This window comes from Accumulibacter sp., assembly GCF_036625275.1.
Taxonomy (GTDB): Bacteria; Pseudomonadota; Gammaproteobacteria; order Burkholderiales; family Rhodocyclaceae; genus Accumulibacter.
The window spans coordinates 213107-228902 of the sequence record NZ_JAZKUD010000002.1 but is presented as its reverse complement, the minus strand read 5'-3'; the positions used below and the strand labels follow the sequence as shown (position 1 = coordinate 228902).

The following is a 15796-nucleotide window of genomic DNA, read 5'->3' as shown; positions in this document are numbered from 1 at the left end:
TGGTGATTTCTCGGTTTTCGAGACACCAGCAGTAGAGCAACTGGCGTGCCAGGCCCGTCGGGTCGCCTAAGTCATTGAAAATCATGAACCGTCCAGATTCGCCGGCAATGTTGCAAACACGACAATGGCGGATTGACGACTGGTTGCGGCGACCTGCGTTGCCTCGATGCTGCCATGCTCTTGGTGTGAGATCAGATTTGCTTCATCTCGATATTGAGGATCTGCACGCGGTAGGCGATCTGCCGCGGCGTCATGCCGAGCAGGCGGGCGGCGCGTGCCTGCACCCAGCCGGCGCGTTCGAGGGCAGCGATCACCCGCTCGCGCTCACTGGGTTCGGCGAGGGGCTCGCTGTCGCCGCTGGCCCCGGCCACCGCCCGGGCGCCCGGCAGCGCGACGGTGTCGCCCGGGTGACCGGGCGGGGGCGCAGGCGCCGTACCAGTCGGGCGTCTGCTGCTGCGCTCGCGTGTCTTGTCGATACGGATCAGCTCGGTGTCGATCTCGCCGCTTTCCGACATCACGGCGGCGCGTTCGAGGCAGTTTTCCAGCTCGCGCACGTTGCCCGGCCAGTGGTGCTGCGCCAGGCGTCGCTGCGCGCCGGCGGTGAGACGCAGCGGCCGGCGCTGCAGGCCGCCGAGGCGATCGAGCAGATGGTTGGCGATCTTCGGCAGGTCTTCGAGCCGTTCGCGTAGCGGTGGCAGGACGATGGGCATGACGTTGAGGCGGTAGTAGAGATCCTCGCGGAAGTCGCCGCTGTCGACCGCCGCTTCGAGGTCGCGATGGGTGGCGGCGACCAGCCTTACGTCAAGCTTCAGCGTGCGGCCGCCGCCGACCCGCTCCAGCTCGCCCTCCTGCAGAACGCGCAGCAGCTTGGCCTGAAAGGCCGGCGAGATGTCGCCGATTTCGTCAAGAAAGAGCGTGCCGCCGTCGGCCATTTCGAAACGGCCCTTGCGCGAGTTCACGGCGCCGGTGAAGGCGCCCTTCTCGTGCCCGAAGAGTTCCGACTCCAGCAGGTTCTCGGGCAGCGAGGCGCAGTTGAGGCGCACGTAGGGTCCGCGCGCACGTGGCGAGTTGTAGTGGATGGCGTTGGCGATCAACTCCTTGCCGGTACCGGTTTCGCCGCGGATCAGCACCGTCGTCGACCACTTGGCGACCATGCGGATCTGCTCGAAGACACGCAGCATGGCCGGCGAATGGCCAACGAGGTTGCCGAAGCCGGGGCGGTGGCGAACGACCCGGCGCTGCGGATCGCGCTCCTGGTCGAGTGAACGGAGCTCCTGCGCGGCTTCGAGCGACAGCCGGAGGCTATGCCCGATCAGATTGGCCAGCAGCTCGACAAAGCGGACCCGTTCATCGAGCAGACCGTCGTCCGGCGCATCGGGCTGCACCGCCAGCACGCCCTGCAGCGTTCCGCCGAGATGGATCGGGACGGCGATGAAGGGCAGATCCCGCTCGTACAGGCCGAGCCGGTTGAGGAAGCGCGGGTCCTCGCCGAGTCGCGTCACCGCGCAGGGTCGCCCGCTTTCGAGGATGCGGCCGAGCAGACCCTCGCCGATCCGGTAACGGATCGTCGCGAAATCGTCGTGATCAAGGCCATGCACGGCGTACACACCGAGGTCGCCGCTCTCCGGATCGACAACGGCGATCATGCCGCGGCTCAGATGACCCTTGATCTCCAGTGTGCGCAGCACTTCGCGCAGGCCTTGCGAAGCATCGAGCGCGCGCGCCAGCAACTGCCCGACGCGCGCGAGGACTTCGAACTGGGAGGGCAGCAAGGACGTCGAGAAAGTCTCGTTCATGGTCGTCGGTGCAGTGGCAGCAGCACGCGCACACGGCAGCCGCGCGTCGTCGCCGGCTCGATTTCGAGGAAGCCGCCATGCTCGGCAGCGATCTGCTGTGCTGCCGACAGGCCGGTGCCGAGATGGCCGCCGCCGCGCTTGGTGGTATGGAACGGCTCGAACACTTTCAGGAGCTGGGCGCTGGCGATTCCTGGTCCGCTGTCGGCAACATCCACTTCGATGCCGCCGAGACGCGCCTTGCTGGCCACCGTCAATTCGCGCTCACGGCAGCCACGCGTGTTCATCGCCTCGATGGCATTGTCGATCAGTGCCTTGAACAGCAGGCGCAGTTTGTTCGGTGCCCCCTGCAGCGCCGGCAGCATCGCTTGCGGTTGCCAGATGACCGTGATGCCGGCGGCGAGCAGGCGGCCGGTGGACAGGTCGAGGACATCGCGCAGCAATTCGTTGAGGTTGACCGGACCGATCGCTTCGCGGGTTTCGCCCGGGATCATCGAGCGCAGATCCGCGAGCGCCTGCTGGCCGGCGCTGATGGCCTCGGCGAGGGCGACCGACATCGGGTCCGTCTCACCCTGGCGCCGCGCCAGCATGCCGACCACCGAGGCCATCATGTTGAGCGGTCCCTCAAGGCGGAAGGTGGCTGCCGCAAGGCTCTCGCGCAAGCCGGAGACGCGGTCCTCGTCGGCCATCAGCACCTGCAGCGCAGCGACGCGGACCTTTTCCTGCTGTGTGCGCAGGCTGGTGATCTCCTTGGCCACCAACAGCAGGTAATCGTGCCCCTGGCCGGCGAGGAAGGCGTCGGTGGAGGGGTCGTCCTCGCGCACGCGGCTTCCCGAGCATGAAAACCAGCGTGCTGAGCGGCCGCCGGGAGGGTCGAGCCGTACTTCGCGATCGAGAAACAGATAGCCCGAGGTGCGCCGACTCCGTCCGGAGTCGACCTCGAGGCTGGCGCGCACCGCCGACATGAGCATCGGCGCCGGCTCGGCCATTCCCAGATCGGCCTGCAGCTTCTTGTACTCATGGTTGTCGAGCACGACCCGGTCGTCGACGTCGAGCAGGGCGATGACCATCGGCGCGGCATCGACCACCGACTCGATCAGCGCTTTCTGATTGCGCACCTGCGATTCCAGGCGATGGAGTTCGGTGATGTCGCGATGCATGCCGAGATAGTTGAGAATCTCGCCGCCGGCGTTGGCGACCGGCGAAATGCTCAGTTCGGCGAGGTACTTGCTGCCGTCCTTGCGCCGATTGATCAGGCGGCCGCTCCAGGGCTCGCCATGCGAAATCGTTTGCCAGAGACGCTGATAGAACTCGCGCGGCATGCTGTGGTTGGAAACGATCGACTGGTTCTGGCCGACCACCTCGTCGCTCGCGTAACCGGTCACGCGGCTGAAGGCAGGGTTGACGTAGAGGATGTTTCCCTGCCCATCGGTGATCGAGATCGCCATGTCGGCCTGATTGACCGTGTGCTGGAAGACCTGTGGGTGAATGCTCGGCGGCAGCGCATCCCCTGCGCGCTGTTCGCCTGCGGCCGCCGCCCTGAGTTGTTTGCTGGTCATTGCGCGCCTCCCTGTGAACATGTTTCCCTGCAGTGGAGCAGATTTCGTGCCGCCCTTGATTCCGCGGCCGTTTCCGTTGGTTCTTGTGGCGTTTTGTCGGTTTTGCGACAGAAACGACGGTTGTCGCGGGCAGCTCGGCCAGTCGCACCGGCAAGAAAAAAACGCCATGCTGGTGCGGACTTGGCAACACTGGCACGGCTTTGGTGTGCCGTGCAGCAGGCGATGGCACGCTTCGTGCAGAACGATGGTCAAGGAGCTTGCCGACAATGACCGCCTATTTCCTGCTGCTGCTTTCGACCGCGCTGGTGAACAACGTGGTGCTGGTGAAATTTCTCGGGCTTTGTCCGTTCATGGGGGTCTCCCGCAACCTGGACAGCGCGTTGGGGATGGGGCTCGCCACGACCTTCGTCATCACCCTCGCGTGCGCCGCCACCTGGCTGCTCGAGCACTGGCTGCTGGCGCCCTTCGATCTCGGCTATCTGCGGATTCTTACCTTCATCCTGGTCATCGCGGCGACCGTGCAATTCGTCGAAATGGTCGTCAAGAAATCGGCGCCAGCGCTGTATCAGGCGCTCGGCATCTATCTGCCGCTGATCACCACCAACTGCGCGGTGCTCGGCCTGGCGCTGCTCACCGTCCAGGAGAAGATGAGTTTTCTCAAGAGCCTGGTCTATGGCTTTGGCTCCGCCCTTGGCTTCACCCTGGTGCTGCTGATCTTTGCCGGCCTGCGCGAACGCCTGGCGCTGGCGCGGGTGCCAGCCGCCTTTGCCGGCGCGCCGGTCAGTTTCATCCTCGCCAGCCTGCTGTCGCTGGCGTTCATGGGCTTTGCCGGACTCAACTTTCAATAGGAGACTCGTCTCGTGTGGCTCGCCATTTTTTCCCTGACGCTGCTCGGAACCCTGCTGGGGCTTGTCCTCGGCGTCGCAGCAAAGCATTTCCATGTCGAGGGCGACTCGCTCGCCGCCGAAATCGAGGCCCTGATGCCGGGTTCGAACTGCGGCCAGTGCGGCTTCGCCGGCTGCCCACGCGCGGCGGCGGCCATCGCCGAGGGCAGCGCGCCGGTAACGCTCTGCCCGCCGGGCGGCAAGGCGCTGGCACAGGCGCTGGCGGCCAAGCTGGGGATCAGCATCGATCTGGACGCCATCAGCGATCAGGGACCCCAGGTGGCCAGCGTCGCCGAGGAGATCTGCATCGGCTGTTGCCGTTGCAGCAAGGTCTGCCCGACCGACGCGATCGTCGGCGCGGCCAAGCAGATACACAACGTGATCCGCGAAGCCTGCACCGGCTGCGGCAACTGCGTCGACCGCTGCCCGACCGAGGCACTGCTGCTTCAGCCCTTGCCGATCACCGTGCAGCACTGGGTGTGGCCGAAACCGGCCGTGGCACCGGCGGCGCTCGCTGCCTAGCCAGCCACGACACGAACGAACCGGGAACGAGGCATAACGTGGGCATTTTCGAGAAGATCTTTCGTCGCCACCCGCACTGGGGCGTGCATCCGGACGACCACAAGCTGCCGGCGGCCGACGTGCCGCTGCGCGTCCTGCCGCTGCCGGAACGGCTCTACGTGCCGATGCAGCAGCATGTCGGCGGTCCGGCGCGGCCGGTCGTCCTGGTCGGGCAGCGCGTCCGCAAGGGCGAGTTGATCGCCGAGGCACAAGGCAAGGTCTCGGCACCGGTACATGCACCCACCTCGGGTGAGGTCAGCGCCATCGGCGAGATCACGGCGCCGCATCCTTCGGGTCTCGCGCAACTGGCGATCACCATTGCCGCCGACGGCGCCGACGCCTGGTGCGAGCGCCAGCCGGTGGCCGACCCCTTCGTGCTAGCGCCCGAGGAGATTGCCCAGCGAACGGCGGCGGCCGGTGTCGTCGGCCTTGGCGGCGCAACCTTTCCGGCGGCGGTGAAGTTCAATCTCGGCCGTCGCCTGAAAGTCACCACGCTGATCGTCAACGGTGGAGAATGCGAGCCTTACCTGTCTTCCGACGACCGGATCATGCGTGATCGGGCCGAGGAAGTGGTCGACGGCCTGCGCATCGTCATGTACGCCATCGGCGCCCGCGAGGCTCTGGTCGGCATCGAGGACAACAAGCCGCAGGCGATCGCCGCCATGCGGGCAGCTGCTGCGGCTTTCGGCAACGTGCAGGTGCGGCCGGTGCCGGCGCACTATCCGATGGGGTCGGACAAGCAGTTGATCCAGACCCTGACCGGCAAGGAAGTGCCGGCCGACGCGCGTGCCGCTGAAGTGGGCGTGCTGGTGCACAACGTTTCCACCTGCGCCGCCGTGCACCGTGCCCTGCGCCATGGCGAAGCCCTGGTCGAGCGCATCGTCACGCTGAACGGCGGCGCCCTGACGCGGCCCGGCAATGTGCTGGCAGCGATCGGCACGCCGGTGGTCGACCTGCTGCGCTTTGCCGGCGTCAGTGGCCGGCCGGCGCGTCTGGTGCTCGGCGGACCGATGATGGGCATCGTCCTGCCGCATGCCCGGGTGCCCATCGTCAAGGGGGCATCGGGCATTCTCGCCTTCGACGCCGACGAAGCGCGGACGCCGGCAGCCGGCCCGTGCATCCGTTGCGGCAGTTGCACGCGCGCGTGCCCGATGGGCCTGTTGCCGCTGGAGATGGCCAGCCGCATCGGCGTCGACGATCTCGATGGCGCTACCGGCTTCGGGCTGTCGGACTGCATCGGCTGCGGCTGCTGTGCCTACGTCTGCCCGTCGCACATCCCGCTGGTGCAGTATTTCAGCTACGCCAAGGGCGAACTGTCGGCGCGCGAGCGCGGCAAGCTGCGCAACGATGCGACCCGGCGCCTGGCCGAAGAGCGCCTCGCACGACTGGAGCGCGAGGCGCGCGACAAGGCGGCGGCGGCCGCCCAACGCAAGGCCGGGCGCGATGCTGCCAGGGCCGCCGCCGGAGCCGGCGTGCGGCCGCTGCCGGAGCGCGTCGTCAAGCCTGCCAGCGAGGCGGCAACATGATCCCGCCGCGCCACGCCGCTCCCGTCGCGGCGCCGCATGCCACCGGCGCGAACAACGTCACGCGGGTCATGCGGTGGGTTTCTGCCGCGCTGCTGCCGGCGACGCTTTTCGGCTTCTGGCTGTACGGCTGGCCGGCGATTCATCTGTGGTGGATCACCACCGCTTCGGCGATCCTCGGCGAGGCGTTCTGCCTGCGCCTGCGGCAGGAACCGGTCGCGTCGACGCTTCGCGATGGCTCGGCGCTGCTCACCGGCTGGTTGCTGGCGCTCTCGCTGCCGCCCTGGGCACCGTGGTGGGTCGGCGTGGTCGGCGGGCTGTTCGCCACCGTCATCGGCAAGCAGGTTTTTGGCGGCCTCGGGCAGAATCTTTTCAATCCGGCGATGGTGGCGCGGGTGATGCTCCTGATTTCCTTCCCGGTGCCGATGACCCTGTGGACGGCACCCGCGCCGCTGCTCTCGGCGAACGCGCCGGGATTTATCGATGGCCTGCGCATCACCTTCGGCACGCTGCCGGCAACACTCGACGCGATGAGCAGCGCGACCCTTTTCGGCTACGCCCGCAGCGAGCTGTCGCGTGGCGTCGATCTGTTGCAGTCGCTGGTCGCGACGCAGGCGCCGACGCTCAGCCTGCTCGGCGAACGCGCCGGCAGCCTGGGCGAAACCGCGTCGCTGCTGATTGCCGCCGGCGGCCTGCTGTTGCTCGGCTTGCGCCTCATTACCTGGCACATTCCCTTTGCCATGCTGGCGACGCTTGCCCTGTTCGCGTCGCTGATGCACGGCATCGACCCGGCGCGCTACCTGTCGGCCGGCACCCACCTGCTGTCCGGCGCCGCCATGCTGGGAGCCTTCTTCATCGCCACCGACTATGTGACCTCGCCAAACACCGCTCCCGGCCAGCTCGTGTTCGGCGCCGGCGTCGGCTTCCTGACCTACGTCATCCGTACCTGGGGCGGCTATCCCGAAGGCGTCGCCTTTGCCGTGCTGCTGATGAACGCGCTGACGCCGGTGATCGACCGCTACCTCAAGCCGCGCATCTATGGTCGCGACCGGCGTGGCACACCGCTGGAGATCGAGTCGTGAAGCTCGCCATCGCCGGGCTGCGCGACCGCCTGGCCTATCAGGGGGTGTCCCTCGGGGTGATCGCGCTGGTCGCCAGCGCCGCGCTGGCCTTCGCGGTCAGCGGCACGCGCGAGCGCATCGCCGCCGCCGAGGCACGCGATCTCCAGGCTTCTCTCTCGCAGGTGTTGCCGGAGCGTTTCGCCGACAACGATCTGCTCGCCGATACGCTGGAGATCGGCAACGGCGACGGGAGCAGCCGGCGGGTCTACCTCGCCCGCCGCCAGGGCGAGGTCGCCGCGGCGATCTTCCAGACCTCGGCGCGCGGCTACTCCGGCGACGTGCTGGTGCTGGTCGGCATCGACCGTGCCGGCGTGCTGCTCGGCGCGCGCGTCCTCAAGCACGCCGAAACCCCCGGCCTGGGCGACAAGATCGATCTCGCGAAGTCACCGTGGATTCTGTCGTTCAACGGCCTGTCGCTGGCGACGCTGCCGGCCGAGAAGTGGGCGGTGAAGAAGGATGGCGGCGTCTTCGATCAGATGGCCGGCGCCACCATCACGCCGCGCGCCGTCGTCAAGGCGGTCAAGGAGGCACTCGATTTCTTCGCCGCGCACCACACGGAAATCCTGCACGGAGGCAAGACCCCATGAAACGACTCGTTCAGACGCTGAAGGACGGCCTCTGGCTGCAGAACGTCGTCTTTGCCCAGATGCTCGCCCTCTGTCCGACGATGGCCGTCACCACCAGCGGCACCAACGGCCTCGGCATGGGCCTGGCGACCACGGCGGTGCTGGTCACGTCGAATGTTCTGGTCGCCTCGATCCGCTCGCTGGTCAGTCCGCAGGTGCGCATCCCGATCTTCGTCGTCCTGATCGCCACCTTGGTGACGCTCGTCGATTTCGCACTCAATGCCTGGCTGCACGATCTGTACAAGGTGCTCGGCCTGTTCATCGCCCTGATCGTCGTGAACTGCGCCATCCTGGGTCGGGCCGAAGCCTTCGCCTCGAAGAACAGCGTTGTCGCCTCGGCCGTCGACGGCCTGGCCATGGGCCTCGGATTGACCGGCGCCCTGACGCTGATCGGGCTGATCCGCGAGCTGCTCGGCAGCGGTACGCTGTTCGCGCAGGCCAGCCTGCTGCTCGGGCCGGCGTTCCGCGCCATCGAGCTGACGGTGATTCCCGGCTACGGCGGCTTCCTGCTGATGATCCTGCCGCCGGGCGGCTTTCTCGTCCTCGGCCTGCTGCTGGCCGGCAAGCGCGCGCTCGAGTTGCGCGCGCGGAAAGCGAACGCTGCCGTCGCGCCGGCGTCGGCACTCGCCTGAATCCGGTGCCTGACGCGAAAGGGGTTTTGCCATGCAGGTAGGGGTCGCATATTCCGAAGCCGGGCAGCAGATCTGGATGACCATCGAGGTGCCCGACGACTCGACCGTGCGCCAGGCGATCGACCGCTCCGGCATCCTCAAGTCCTTCCCGACCATCGACCTGCAAACGCAGAAGGTGGGCGTCTTTGGCCGCTTGGTGAAGCTCGACACGGGCCTTCGCCCCGGCGACCGGGTCGAGATCTACCGCGCCATCACCTGCGACCCGCAAACCGTCCCGCGCCGCGATGGCGAGGGCGATGATGATGAGTAGGCTGGCTCTCCTGGTTGCGTGAAGGCTTGCCGTGGGTACGGTCCACGTCCGTGATCAGGAGAACCGTCGTTCGTGCCGGCACAAGTGACGAGATCCCGCCGGGGTCAACGAAATTCCGCCGGAGTCAGTGCCGTTGGTCTGGGGAAGCCAGCCACGGCGACTACCGCAAGCGTTCGCTTGGCTGCCAACGGCGCCATTGGCAAGTGTCGAGGCTCGGAACCTCCCGATGGCCGGTTCCGATCTTGCTGAGTAACGGGCAAAGACCCACCGCCGACCTTCGGGCCAGCCGCGTCGACGGTCGGCTCCTCGGCCACCGCCGCCGTTGAACCAGCGCTCGATGTCGGGCTGCAATGGTTCGGTTACCTGCGGCTCACCCGTTAGTGCCGTCGAACGTCAGCTCCCAGTTCCAGCGAACTCGAACTTCTGTCCAAGCGTGGCCACCTGTGCCTGCCCTTCAAACCGGTCGCTGTGTCGACCAATACGCGTCCTCTCTTTGACCAAGCCAACAATGCGTGGAGCACGAGTGTCAAGTTCAGTGGCTACGTACACGTACCTGCTGAAGCTCTTTGAGTGCCCAGGTACTGTATGCCTGCTCCAGCACGTCCAAGAGGTCCGGGCGCATCAGCAGGTCGCATCCGAGAGTGCTGTGCCCTTCAGGACCAGAACTCTGATCACGCACACGCCAGGTTCTAAGCACCACAGCGGCCCTGCGATCGGCATCAAGCCACCGTACGGGTGCACCGTACTCCGAGGGCTGCAACCGCGCCCGGTGTCGCAGCGCGAGCGGAGGTTGCAACGCAAGGTTCGTTCCTAGCCAGTCGGTGACATCGCCGCGGCGTATCAGCTGGGGGCGTTGCGCGGCCACGCTCGCCTCGCGAGCAGAGATCTCGAACCACCAAGAGCCGATATCGCCCGGCGGCGCTGGAACTGCTCGCTTTGGAACGGTCCCATCAAGTTCCGTGCCGACAATCGCCACCGATCTGAGGACAGATCTGTCCGGGCGTCCATAGTTGCGATCGTCCGAGCGGAAAAAGCTCTGCTCGTAGAGGCCCAGCCGTATCCAACCGCCGTAGCTTCTATCTGCATCCGGAACCCGCACGATGTCGCCAAGCTGATCCTTTGCTTCGCGAGCGAGATCCCAATCTGGTCGCGGCACGCGGCTCGCATCGAGGGCTAAATGAATACCGGTGTACGGAAGGATGCGGCCGGCGACCTCGTCCTCGATGTCGAGGTTCCAGAGTCCTTGGCTCCAAAGATGCTCGTGTAGTCCCATGAGCGCCTCATCGAGGGCGGCAAGGAAGATCTCTGTGGGCCAAGTAACTATGGCCCCGGGAATGCACTCGCGCGCCCTGCCGAACATGATCTCGTTTCGCTCAGTGAGGTAGTGCCTGAAGTGGTCATTGTCTTTGGCCACCGCGTCCATGCGATGCGCGACGATTGCACGTAGGTCGGGCCACAGATCCTCAAGGTCGTCGAGAACACCGCCGACATCCGCGAACTCAGTGAGCGACAGGCTTGCGGCCGAGGGTGGACTCGCCGTCCGCCGGGGACGTGTCCGCCTCACCCCGGACGGCCGCCCACCACGTTCGAGAAGTTTCTCGGCAAGCCAAGACAAAGTCCACGCGTTGCCGCGCGCATACGCCTGCAAGAGGTCGTCCAGCGTCGAGAGGACGCTGGAAATGTTTGCTGGAGTCTCCAGCAGGACCTGCAGGACCGCCTGCACAGTGGAGACAGTCGCATCCCTAGCGAGCAGCCATTCGAGAGGGGTGGAGAACAGGTCTGGCTTGGCCCTCAGCAGGCGCTCAAACCCTGACAGCGCCGCAATCTTCCGCGGAAGTGAAGCGTTACCAATGCGCGCCAGCAGCAACGTCGCCAACGCTTCGTGAACCGACCAGGTGATTGCATCAGTTGGATCCAGGGATTCGAAGTAGCTCTTCGGACCAGGTAGGGGCAGTCGACTGGCTAGGACGGCAAATGCTTCCTCCCAAGCCTGAGCAGCGATGTCGTAGTCCCCCCAGTCCGAGATCTGCTCGATCAGGTGCCTGGTAACGCCGCTGAACCCACCTGTTCGCACCCTTCGTGCCGTCTCTTCGGCGAGTGTTTGCAGCGTCAGGCCACGATCAAGTTGCATGGCCCTCCGAAGGGCTGGCGCTTGCGTCCTGCCACCGAAATTCAGCCAACCACCACCGCCCCTCGACGCGGTAAAGGTGAACGTAAGGGCCATGGCGGCAAGTCGTGCGTGACCTGCGTTGTCGAGGCATTGGCCAAGCAGGGCGATGGGGTGCTCGCAGGCGAGAGACCAGGGCGGAATCTCGCGGGCAAGGAAGTGAATCAGGCGCTGCGCTTCAAGCTCTTCGCCTCGGTCGACCATTTCGCTGATCAGGTAGCTCAGCGGAAGGGCCACGAGCTCTGTCAGAGACTTCTCGGCCAGTTGTTGCTGTGACAGCCGACGCAAGGTCGTCAGAACGTCAACAAAGCGAGGGGACGGCGGAAACGTCGGCGGCTGAACGGGTCGCACTGGCGAAACAGCCTCGTCCCGTGCCTGTCCAAGCCCGATCCGCTCTTCTCGCTTGTCACGCACAGGGGCGGTCCATGGCATGGGCAACCCATGCCTCTGTGCGAAGACGCGAAGCCTCGCGACGGCATCGTCTCGATAGTGGCGCGCGTCATCAAAGACTTGGGAGCAGAGGCGAACGAAGCGTTCCTTGACGTATTCGGGGTTGGTCGCCGCTAGGCGCTCAAGGGGGTGGAGGCGGTTGTTGGCAACTTTTCCCCCTGCGTTTTCGTACTCGATCTCGAGAAGTAGGGTCTCCCATAGCGCATCCAGAAGCATGGGATCGGCGCTGTTCTGCAGTTCTTCCAGTGCGTCTTCGTGCGCGCTCTCCGCTATCCACGATGTCTGACCTAGTTCGCGACCGTACTCGCGGCATAGCAACTCGATCGCCCGCACGGGGTTGACCTTCAGCAAGGCCCGGAACCAAGCGTTCGGCGTGCGCTTGGTTTCACGCCCATCGGTGTGCCGCAGGACCGCGCTGAGGAGCGGCTGCAGGCGGTCGAGTGCACCAAGCGCCACTTGCTCGGACCGAGACAGCAGTGCGGGCACGCTGTCGATCACGTCGAAGAGCGCGATGTCCTTACGAAAGCCATACCCCAGGAGGAAGACGCTCGCTTCGCGCCAGTGCTCGATAGCCCTCGGGCGATTGGATGTCTGCGCGTGAAGCCTCGCTAGTCGCAACCGGTAGGCAGCGTGGTTGCTGTAGTAGGTGCCACCCTTCTCCTCATTGGCGAGTTCCTGCTCCAATGTCTCGACAACCAAGGGGGAGGCGACCGGCGTCGACGCATGCTCCAGCAAAACCGAGAAGTACGAGCTAGCCGATATCGGACCGCTGTCCTCCCGGTCGAGCTGAGTTGCCGTGCCCGAGCGTGCCTCCGAGACCGCGGCGATGGCGCGCTGCCACTCGTCTCGCGTGTGCAGCAGCCGCAATGCCCTTCGAAGACTCTTCGTGATCAAGTACTGTATTGCGTAGAGATCGCATGCTCTTGGAGAGCCTGCGAAGGGATGGGTGTCGACCACGAGCTCGTCAAACACGGCCGTGATGTCATAGGTGGCGCCTTGGGCCGCAGCAGACTCCGCTAGCGCACCCGCGAGCGCGAAGCGTAGCCAGCACTTGTACCAGCCGACCCCTTCGAGGCGCTTTCGCTCGTCCGCAAGGGTGCTCGCAGCGATTGCGTCCCTCGCAAGGAGGCGAGCGGATGCGACCCACTGGCTGACGGCAGGGGCGTTGACGACGCCATGAGTGCCGAGGATGGCGAGGTTGAGTGACGCGAGCGATTGCGCGTGGCGCAATGCCTGATCAGCTGGCGCGCCTTTCTCGACGCACCACATGGCCTCCTCTGGCGATGCCGCATGAGCCAAGGCTGCGGTTGCGCGGGCGGTGGCCAAGGAGACGTCACCAGCCTCAACTGCCACATCGGACAACCCAAGCAGGAGGGCGCATGCAAACCTTCGTTCCAGGATAAAGCGTTTGGGTGGCCTGAAGTCCACGCGCTTGATCAGCTGTTCTACGAGCTGGGGCGAGATCTCCACCGCCAGCAACTTCGCGAGCTTACGCACGAACAGCGAGGAGATGTCGGCGCCGGAACCCAGCAGGTTCTCATGGATCCTGCTGACAATGCGACGTGTTTGTCCCAGCCGCAGCCGGCCGCGGATGATAGCGAGCGCCTCCACTTCCTCTTCCAGCATGCCGCCGAACGGGTCGAACTCACCGCGGCTGGACTGAGTGTCATTGGTAGTGGGATGCAAGGCCAAGTCCAAGTACTCACGCCAGGGCGCGGTTGCGCCGGCAATATCCACCTGTGCGCAGACCAGCAGGCCCTCTTCGCAAGAGAGAGTCGGTCGTCCGTCGAACAGCAGCTGGCCAGCCAAGGCCTCAGCGCCAAAGAGCGCCTCGTAGGTCTCCCAGTACTCCTCCCAGTCATTGGCATAGGGAGAGAAGCACGTATCGAGCGCGCGCAGTAGCTCCGCACATCGGACGAGTGCAGGCCAGTTTAGAGCCCCAGCAGCAACGTCTGCGGCCAGTTCGAGGTTGCGCTCTATGGCATCGTGCGGGTGGCCGAATTGCAGGCTCCGCTGAACGAACGTCGTTGAGACTCGTTCCAGGATCTCCGCTTCGCATTCGGCTCGCCTCATCACAGGCAATGTGAAGCGGTAGCTCTTCGCGTCCGCAAAAAAGTCTCGCGCCTCCAACCAGGCGAGAACGGGCGACAAGACGTTGGAGAGTCGCCGGCCCCGGCGAGCCAACTCTTCAAGCATGAAGCGGCGGAAGCTCTCGTGAAAGATCCGCAGGCCGCCTTGCCCCGTCGCCACGGAGAGCACCGGCAACATCGCCCGAAGCGCCTCGGGAACCCAGTCGCAAAGTGCGGGCCCAGCTATCTCTCGCAGTTCCGCCTCACTGACGGAGAACTCGAGGACGCCGACGATGTCGCCGATGGCCTTCGCATCGTTGCTGATCGACTCGTACAGGTGACGGTAGTACAGGGCGATGTCGCCCTGAATGGTCGGCGTGGCCGTCAGCCAGTCCAGAGGATCCGAGATGACGCCCGAGCCTAGCCCTGCGACAAGTCCTCGACTCAGGTACCGCCCATATAGAGGATTTCCTTCCGATCGCTGAAAGAGGCGGTCTTGGATGGCTTCTCGCCGGTTTTCGTCGAGCACATGAGCGGCGTCCAGCGCGGTGAAAACTCCGTGGCTACGCGCAAGGTTGAGGATTTCAGTCGTCGCCCAAGGCTCGATACCATGCTCGATAAGGCGGTCGGCGAACTCTTCGCGCAGCGGCTGCAGGTGCCCCCCCGGCTGAGAACCGACGACGAGCGCAACGTTGTCGGGCAGATCGAGCGTCGCCAAACGCTCAACGATGTCAGTTTCGTTGTCACTCAGGGCCGGAGATGCGCCGCGCACGCGCGCGATGTGGTCGAGACCATCGACAATGATGACAACACGATGGCCGGTGTCTGCCGCCGCCTTCAGGTAGTCATCAAGCGCATGCAGTCCCGCCGCGAACCGCTGCGGCGGTGTCAGGCCATACGACTTGAAGGCGTCGTCGAGTTCACCGAGCAGGTTGCCGAAAAAGACATTCGTGGTGACGCGTTGCTCTACGAGTTCGTCGCCCGGTTCGAGGAAGCAGTAGTGACGTGCGACGACGAGACCCTCCTTCCGAAGATCCTCGGCCACCTGCGTCAAGGCCCATGACTTCCCCGAGCCTGGCCCGGCGAGGGCGAGGTGAACCCCGCCCTGCTTGATGGCCTCGCACAGGCGTCGGCGTTGCGGTAGGCGCTCCTGCAGTACTGTCTTGTCGATGGGAAAGGCCTGAGCGATGCGACCGAAATCTGTGCGCAGTTGAAGGCGCTGCGCAACATCCGGAGGGCGAAGTGTGTTCCCCGTAGTCCGCGCGGTGGAAGCCATGTGAATGGCCAGCGCTGCGGCGTCGACGACATCTCGATCGTGGTTCGGGTACCGACCGATTCCAACTTGGTCCGACAGCAGTCCCAGTAGCACGCGTTCGAGAGGTCCAGGAGCGGTAAGGTCGAGCGACGCCGGCGGCAGAGACACCTCGATGACGAAGCGTTCGCAGAAGCTCACCACGTCCTCTCGGCTCAGCGCCCTGGTGCCCGCGGGCGCGCGCTGTAGTGGAGTCAATATCGGCTGTCCACTTTCGGGCCACAGGACTTTTGCATCCAGTCGGAAGGTCTTGGTGGCAAACCCGGAGAATGTGCCCAAGTCGCTGCTTGCAACCAGCAGTGCGGCAAGGGCGTCAGTCGCCGCCGGTGGCTGCCAGGTCGCGGACAACCGATACTCGTCGGCGGCCCGAGTTCCCTCGGCGGTCATGGTGTTCACAAGCCGGTCGAACCGCAGCGATGATCCGGCCGAGTTGAAGTCCGACCGGCTCAGCGCAGCCGAGGGATCCGCACTCGACTTCAACTGCCGCCGGATACGGACTCCGGATGCAGTGACTTCGATGTCGTCGAAGCGATCGTCATCGACGGCCTTGCGGTCAACCACCACCGCCTCGAACCGCTCAACCAGCGCTTGCACCAGTAGGTACGCGGTGACGAGGTCCTGATACACGTAGCCTCGATGCGCAGCACCGAGCGCGCCGCCGCGGTACGAAGCTCGGGCAAGTGACCCTTCGTCGGTTCCCTGTTCGTCCACGCCTAACCCCTGAAGCGCAGCCTCTCGCTGCGGATGGTGTCTCCAATCAGCTTCATCGCTGGCGGTTGCTGCTGGTAA

General features: G+C 65.3%; 10 protein-coding genes. 7 read left to right on the top strand and 3 right to left on the bottom strand.

Annotated elements, in window-relative coordinates:
- Nucleotides 1–191 precede the first annotated feature (191 nt).
- Both nifA and nifL read right to left on the bottom strand, forming a co-directional pair.
- Entirely contained in the window at nucleotides 192–1796 is a 1605-nt protein-coding gene (nifA, locus tag V5B39_RS02335) for a nif-specific transcriptional activator NifA (protein ID WP_332341143.1), read from the bottom strand.
- Nucleotides 1793–3352 (bottom strand): nitrogen fixation negative regulator NifL, encoded by a 1560-nt coding sequence (gene nifL / locus V5B39_RS02330; RefSeq protein WP_332341141.1) that lies wholly within the window; start codon nucleotides 3350–3352, stop codon nucleotides 1793–1795. The genes nifA and nifL overlap by 4 nt, the downstream gene beginning before the upstream one ends.
- A 266-nt stretch (nucleotides 3353–3618) precedes the next feature.
- On the opposite strand from nifL, the gene rsxA reads away from it, so the two are divergent.
- Genes rsxA through V5B39_RS02295 form a run of 7 tightly spaced genes read left to right on the top strand, consistent with a single transcriptional unit; the run spans nucleotide 3619 to nucleotide 9009 of the window.
- Nucleotides 3619–4200 carry an electron transport complex subunit RsxA gene (rsxA, locus tag V5B39_RS02325; RefSeq protein WP_332341139.1) on the top strand — a complete coding sequence of 194 codons (582 nt, stop codon included), beginning with the start codon at nucleotides 3619–3621 and terminating at the stop codon, nucleotides 4198–4200.
- Between the two features lie 12 nt (nucleotides 4201–4212).
- Nucleotides 4213–4758, top strand: coding sequence for an RnfABCDGE type electron transport complex subunit B (locus tag V5B39_RS02320; protein WP_332341137.1), 546 nt, complete (start codon nucleotides 4213–4215; stop codon nucleotides 4756–4758).
- 38 nt (nucleotides 4759–4796) lie between these two features.
- Nucleotides 4797–6323: an electron transport complex subunit RsxC gene (gene rsxC / locus V5B39_RS02315; protein WP_332341135.1), complete on the top strand. Its 1527-nt coding sequence runs from the start codon at nucleotides 4797–4799 to the stop codon at nucleotides 6321–6323.
- Complete coding sequence (locus V5B39_RS02310; RefSeq protein WP_332341134.1) at nucleotides 6320–7402, top strand: RnfABCDGE type electron transport complex subunit D; 1083 nt, start codon at nucleotides 6320–6322, stop codon at nucleotides 7400–7402. Before rsxC ends, V5B39_RS02310 begins: the two co-directional genes overlap by 4 nt.
- On the top strand, nucleotides 7399–8028 hold the full coding sequence (gene rsxG, locus V5B39_RS02305) for an electron transport complex subunit RsxG (protein ID WP_332341132.1): 630 nt from the start codon (nucleotides 7399–7401) through the stop codon (nucleotides 8026–8028). Before V5B39_RS02310 ends, rsxG begins: the two co-directional genes overlap by 4 nt.
- Entirely contained in the window at nucleotides 8025–8699 is a 675-nt protein-coding gene (locus V5B39_RS02300; protein ID WP_332341131.1) for an electron transport complex subunit E, read from the top strand. Before rsxG ends, V5B39_RS02300 begins: the two co-directional genes overlap by 4 nt.
- Nucleotides 8700–8730: 31 nt before the next feature.
- A complete protein-coding gene (locus tag V5B39_RS02295; RefSeq protein ID WP_332341129.1) occupies nucleotides 8731–9009 on the top strand; it encodes an RnfH family protein in 279 nt (92 codons plus the stop codon).
- 532 nt (nucleotides 9010–9541) lie between these two features.
- Here the strand turns inward: V5B39_RS02295 and V5B39_RS02290 are convergent.
- Nucleotides 9542–15718, bottom strand: a complete 6177-nt coding sequence (locus V5B39_RS02290; RefSeq protein WP_332341128.1) for a hypothetical protein — start codon at nucleotides 15716–15718, stop codon at nucleotides 9542–9544.
- Nucleotides 15719–15796 lie beyond the last annotated feature (78 nt).